This is a genomic window from Shigella sp. FC1967 (genome assembly GCF_001743005.1).
Classification (GTDB): Bacteria; Pseudomonadota; Gammaproteobacteria; order Enterobacterales; family Enterobacteriaceae; genus Proteus.
The window spans coordinates 1-6277 of sequence record NZ_MIIZ01000616.1 but is presented as its reverse complement, the minus strand read 5'-3'; the positions used below and the strand labels follow the sequence as shown (position 1 = coordinate 6277).

The window sequence follows — 6277 nt, the reverse complement described above, 5'->3', positions numbered from 1 at the left end:
TTTATTACCACGCGCAGCAAATAAAGCGGCTTCGTTAACTAAGTTAGCTAAGTCAGCACCCGAGAAACCAGGGGTACCACGCGCTAAAATTGCTGGATCAACATCTGGTGATAAAGGAACACGACGCATATGGACTTTAAGGATTTGCTCACGTCCACGCACATCAGGTAAACCAACAACCACTTGGCGGTCAAAACGACCTGGACGAAGTAATGCTGGGTCTAACACGTCTGGACGGTTAGTTGCCGCGATAACGATAATACCTTCATTACCTTCGAAACCATCCATTTCAACTAGCATTTGGTTCAAGGTTTGCTCACGCTCATCATGACCACCACCTAAACCTGCACCACGTTGACGACCGACTGCATCGATTTCATCAATAAAGATGATACAAGGTGCTGCTTTTTTAGCTTGTTCAAACATATCCCGAACACGAGAAGCCCCCACCCCGACGAACATTTCAACGAAATCAGAACCTGAAATAGTAAAGAATGGGACTTTAGCTTCACCTGCGATGGCTTTTGCTAATAATGTTTTACCTGTACCTGGAGGCCCGACCATCAGAATACCTTTAGGGATTTTACCCCCTAATTTCTGGAAACGACCTGGATCACGTAAATACTCAACTAATTCACTTACTTCTTCTTTCGCTTCATCACAACCCGCTACATCAGCAAAAGTTGTTTTGATTTGGTCTTCTGTCAACATGCGCGCCTTACTTTTACCGAAAGACATCGCACCTTTACCGCCACCACCTTGCATTTGGCGCATAAAGAAAATCCAAAGACCAATCAGTAATAGCATTGGGAACCAAGACACAAAAATTTGAGTCAGAAGACTTTGGCCTTCAAGTGGTTCACCCGTTACTTTTACATTACGGTTCATTAAAGTGGTCAGCAGGTTATCATCACGCATAGGCATATACGTGCTGTACTTTGAGTTATCTGTTTTAGTTACATTAATATCATAACCACTTATGCTGACCTCGCGTAACTGGTTATTAGTTAACTCATTGATAAAGGTAGAGTAATCCACCTTACGACTATTCGAATCGCTGGGTCCGAAGCTCTGGAATAATGACATCAAAACGACTGCAATAACTAGCCAGAGGATCAGGTTTTTCGCCATGTCACTCAAGGGATTAACCTCATATTACAACTGTGTTAACAAATAGCTTTAGGGTACTAAAGTTTACGCCCTGTGGCTACAATATATACCTCACGAGAACGAGACCGCGAAGCGTCTGGTTTACGAACTTTTACTTTCGTAAACAGGGAGCGTATTTGCCCCAGGTATTCATCAAAGCCTTCTCCCTGAAACACTTTGACAATGAAACTTCCCCCGGGAGCCAGTACATCACGACACATATCAAGCGCTAATTCTACTAAATACATGGATCGAGGAATATCGACCGCGGGTGTACCGCTCATGTTTGGAGCCATGTCAGACATGACAACCTGGACTTTGTTTTCACCTACTCTATCAAGCAATGCCTTCAACACAAGTTCATCACGGAAATCGCCTTGAAGGAAATCGACTCCAACTATAGGATCCATAGGTAAAAGGTCACATGCAATGATTCGACCTTTACTTCCTAACTGCTGTACAACGTATTGAGACCACCCTCCAGGAGCAGCCCCTAAATCGACAACGGTCATACCTGGTTTAAAAATATTGTCACTTTTCTGAATTTCTTCCAGTTTAAACCAAGCACGAGAGCGAAACCCTTTTTTCTGTGCTTGCTGAACATATTTATCACTAAAATGTTCTTGTAACCAGCGGCTAGAGCTTGCCGAACGTTTCTTATTGGCCATTGCGTTTTCCAACTATCATACACTTAGCTATCAATATTTTTACTCTTTCACTCATTTAACCCCGTATAACGACATTTTATGGTGATAATTGAGAGATGGCGTTAGAATAGATCGTTTTCAATCCCAACAAAGCAAAAATTAATGATGACTCTTAACAAAAAACAAATTCAACACCTGAAAGGGCTCGCTCATCACCTGAATCCAGTCGTTATGATTGGTAACAACGGGTTGACTGAAGGCGTTCTTGCAGAAATTGAACTCGCTCTGGCACACCATGAGCTTATCAAAGTCAAAATCGCAGGCGAAGATCGAGATGTTAAAAACTTGATCGTGGCAGCGATTGTACGCGAAAGCGGTGCACAGAATGTACAAGTTATCGGAAAAATTCTTGTTCTTTATCGTCCTTCAGAAGCACGTAAGATTATTTTACCGAAATAAAACTTGTACCTTTATATAAAAATGCCATAACTAACTCTATGGCAAAAAAGGCCTTTTAAGGCCTTTTTTATATTACCACAGGATGGCAGTCTAGTTTTCTATAGAAACGTAAAATTATAAATTAAATATATTCTACGTTTAAAACTTCGTATTCGACTTGTCCGCCCGGTGTAGTGATAACAACGACATCATCTAACTCTTTACCAATCAACCCACGTGCAATCGGTGAATTAACAGAAATTAAATTTTCTTTAATATTCGCTTCATCATCACCCACGATACGGTAAGTTTGCTCTTCTTCAGTTTCAACATTTAACAGTGTAACTGTTGAACCAAAAATAATGCGGCCATTGTTATTCATCTTTGTAACATCAATGACTTGAGCATTTGATAATTTGGCTTCAATTTCTTGTATACGACCTTCACAGAAACCTTGTTGCTCTCTTGCAGCATGATATTCCGCGTTTTCTTTTAAGTCTCCATGTTCACGAGCTTCAGCGATAGCAGCAATAATCTCGGGACGACGAACACCTTTTAAATATTCCAGCTCTTCGCGTAATTTTTCTGCACCTAGAACTGTCATAGGGATCTGATTCATGTGTTAATACCTCAATACTATTCCTAATAAAAAATAGGTATCATCCTGATTTTTTATACTAACAACACAGAGAAAAGGATCTATTTACTCTTCTCAAGACAAAAAAAGACACAGGCAACCTTAAATTGGGCCTGTCTCTACATATATTCGGTGAATGAGGGGACGCTATGATATTCCCAATTCATGCTATTGGGACATAAACTACCCCCTCCCATACTTAAAACTAAATCTAACACAACAGACGCATCGCTTCACGCCTTATCTCTCTTTATAAAGAGATAAACAGACTTTTTCCGATAATGCGTTAATCCTGTTTGTTGCCGTTTACTTTTGCCCTCATTGCCCTTTAGTATTAGCCTCTGGCAATCAATACTGTAACGTTACACGCTATAGTCACGGATAGAGAAATTATGCACTTACTATCAACATTTCGACGGATACTTTACACATTAAGTATCATTAGTTTTTCAACCCAAGCAATTCCTGTTGAAAACTACACATCCCTTCTTCCTGAAGGAACACAAGTAGGTTTAATAACTCAACCCGTTGGCGCTGCTTCTCCTACTCTTAATTATCATGCCGATCAATTAGCACTTCCAGCAAGTACACAGAAAGTCGTGACTGCACTTGCTGCATTACTTCAATTAGGTGGAAATTATCAATTCATCACAACAATGGAAACAGAAGGCAAGATAAAAAACAATCAGCTTAATGGTGATTTAATCTTTCGTTTTACGGGTGATCCTACATTAACTCGCCAGCAATTAAGAGCAATGGTTGCCATATTAAAGCAAACTGGTGTTACAAAAGTGCAGGGTGATTTACTTATTGATACTTCTGCTTTTTCAAGCCATGACAAAGCACCTGGTTGGGTTTGGAATGATCTGACTCAATGTTTTAGTGCGCCCCCTAGTGCAGCCATTGTTGATAAGAACTGTTTTTCCGTCTTACTACAAAGTGGCAACAAAGAGGGTGATATTGCCACAATACGTAAAGCATCTTTCTATCCTGTCACCGTTTTAAGTGAAGTTGAAACTTATGAGAAAGGCTCAACTCGTACCCGCTTTTGTGAATTAGATGTCACTGTTCGTGACTTAAATACCTATGTAATCACTGGTTGTATTCCTAAACGCGACGATGCAGTACCTTTAATGTTTTCTATTCAAGATGGTGCTCATTGGGCTGGTACAATTTTAAAAGAAGAGTTGCAACGCGCTAATATTGAACTTGATGGATATATTAAACGTCGATCTCAACTAAAAGCACCTGTGACTGTACTGGCACAGACACAATCAAAACCGCTACATACCTTACTGACCACCATGCTAAAAGAGTCTGATAATATGATTGCAGACACTGTGTTTAGAACCATTGGTCGTGAGTATTATGGCGTTGCAGGTACTTGGCGTTCTGGCGCAGAAGCAACTCGCGCTATTTTAAAACAAAAAGCGGGAATCGATTTAGAAAATACCGTTATGGTTGATGGGTCAGGTCTTTCTCGCCATAACCTCATTTCACCTGCAACCATGATGCAAGTCCTTCAATATATTGGACAACATGAAAGTGAATTAAACTTTATGACTATGCTTCCCCTTGCAGGGCATGACGGTACATTGCAATATCGAGGTGGTTTTCATGAAGCGGGTGTTGATGGCAAAGTTTCTGCCAAAACGGGATCATTAAAAGGTGTCTACAATCTTGCGGGCTTTATGACTACGGCAAATGGGCAGAAAGTTGCGTTTGTACAATACGTTTCAGCGTATTCACCACCGACAAAGAATCGTAATGCTGGACGTGCTTATTTAGTGCGTTTTGAAACTAATCTGTATAAAGATATGTACAATAACCGCTAGATTTATACTCAATAAGTATAAACGATATATAAAAAACGCTGATTAATCAGGCGTTTTCTATTTTAATCAGCCTGAGAGTTAACGTTGGTAGATAAATTCAATACCTTCATCATCATCTTCATCCCAATCGTCGTCGTCATCTTCTTCAAAATCAGGGTTTTCTAGCTGTTCTTTGTGGTAATCATCCCACATAAAGTCAACTTTTCCTGGCTCTGCTTTTGTTGCAACGATATCTTGCTCACGCGGAGTAACATTTAAGAATTCCATGATATTCCAGCAAAGCTTTTTGACACCTTCTTGGTTGATGGCCGCTATCATGTAATAGTTTTCATCCCAACCTAGCGCATCAACAATAGCTTTTGCCTTCTCTTTTGCTTCTTCAGCATCAAGAAGATCGACTTTATTGAACACTAACCAACGTGGTTTTTGTGCTAATTTTTCGCTGTATTTCTCGAGTTCAGCAATAATAATTTTTGCATTTTCCACTGGATCTGATCCATCAATAGGATCAATATCGATCAAGTGTAATAGTACTCGGCAACGTTCTAAGTGTTTTAAGAATTGGATTCCAAGACCTGCACCATCAGCGGCGCCTTCGATTAATCCGGGAATATCGGCAACAACAAAGCTTTGGTGATTATCCATACGAACCACACCTAAGCTTGGTACTAACGTCGTAAATGGATAATCTGCAACTTTAGGTTTTGCTGCTGATACCGCACGAATAAATGTAGATTTACCCGCATTTGGCATACCAAGCATGCCCACATCAGCTAATAACATTAGCTCTAATAGTACTTCTCGAGATTCACCCGGCGTACCCATTGTACGTTGACGTGGAGCACGGTTAACCGACGATTTAAAACGCGTATTACCTAAACCGTGGAAGCCGCCTTTAGCAACCATTTGTTTTTGACCGTGAGCAGTCAAGTCAGCAATGATTTCATTTGTTGCTAAATCACGGACACGCGTTCCCACAGGAACACTAATAGTAATATCTTGACCACGCTTACCGGTGCAATCACGACTGTGACCATTTTCACCTCGTTCTGCGCGATAAGATTTTGTAAAACGGTAATCAATTAAGGTGTTAAGGTTTTCGTCTGCAATCATGTAGACATCACCACCATCACCACCATCACCACCGTCTGGTCCCCCGTTAGGGATATATTTTTCGCGACGAAAGCTTACACAGCCGTTACCACCATCGCCCGCGACGATTAGGATCTTGGCCTCATCAACAAATTTCATGATTTTACTCCGTATAGTAGCCATTAACGTGCTGGATGGCCGAAATTACCCAGAGATGGCCTTTTTTTAAATATAAAAAGCCCCGCAACAGATTTGCAGGGCTTTTGACTCGGTGCTTAAAGGACCAGTAATTATTCAGCTTCGATGCTGATAAATTTACGGTTGTTTGGACCTTTAACTTCGAACTTAATTTTTCCGTCAGCTAATGCAAACAGGGTATGGTCACGACCACAACCAACGTTAGTACCTGCATGGAACTTAGTACCACGTTGACGAACGATGATGCTACCTGCTAATACAGCTTCACCACCGAAACGTTT

At 40.8% G+C, this 6277-nt stretch carries 7 protein-coding genes; 2 read left to right on the top strand and 5 right to left on the bottom strand.

All coding sequences use genetic code 11. The features are described from left to right. Both BHE89_RS07525 and rlmE read right to left on the bottom strand, forming a co-directional pair. Positions 1-1131 (bottom strand): ATP-dependent metallopeptidase FtsH/Yme1/Tma family protein (locus BHE89_RS07525; RefSeq protein WP_171742476.1); only part of this gene is annotated, 1131 nt, incomplete at its 3' end. 56 nt (positions 1132-1187) lie between these two features. Beyond that, positions 1188-1817 (bottom strand): 23S rRNA (uridine(2552)-2'-O)-methyltransferase RlmE, encoded by a 630-nt coding sequence (rlmE, locus tag BHE89_RS07520; protein ID WP_069369848.1) that lies wholly within the window; start codon positions 1815-1817, stop codon positions 1188-1190. Positions 1818-1961: 144 nt separating this feature from the next. Between rlmE and yhbY the strand changes: the two genes are divergently transcribed. After that, positions 1962-2255, top strand: a complete 294-nt coding sequence (yhbY, locus tag BHE89_RS07515; RefSeq protein ID WP_036914752.1) for a ribosome assembly RNA-binding protein YhbY — start codon at positions 1962-1964, stop codon at positions 2253-2255. A 121-nt stretch (positions 2256-2376) separates the two neighbouring features. Here the strand turns inward: yhbY and greA are convergent, their stop codons facing one another. After that, complete coding sequence (gene greA / locus BHE89_RS07510; RefSeq protein ID WP_069369849.1) at positions 2377-2853, bottom strand: transcription elongation factor GreA; 477 nt, start codon at positions 2851-2853, stop codon at positions 2377-2379. A 410-nt stretch (positions 2854-3263) separates the two neighbouring features. On the opposite strand from greA, the gene dacB reads away from it, so the two are divergent. Further along, positions 3264-4706, top strand: a complete 1443-nt coding sequence (gene dacB / locus BHE89_RS07505; protein WP_069369850.1) for a serine-type D-Ala-D-Ala carboxypeptidase — start codon at positions 3264-3266, stop codon at positions 4704-4706. Between the two features lie 78 nt (positions 4707-4784). Here dacB and cgtA read toward each other — a convergent pair whose 3' ends face one another. After that, a complete protein-coding gene (gene cgtA / locus BHE89_RS07500) occupies positions 4785-5957 on the bottom strand; it encodes an Obg family GTPase CgtA (RefSeq protein ID WP_069369851.1) in 1173 nt (390 codons plus the stop codon). Between the two features lie 131 nt (positions 5958-6088). Then, on the bottom strand, positions 6089-6277 hold a 189-nt coding region (gene rpmA / locus BHE89_RS07495), incomplete at its 5' end, for a 50S ribosomal protein L27 (protein WP_128860372.1).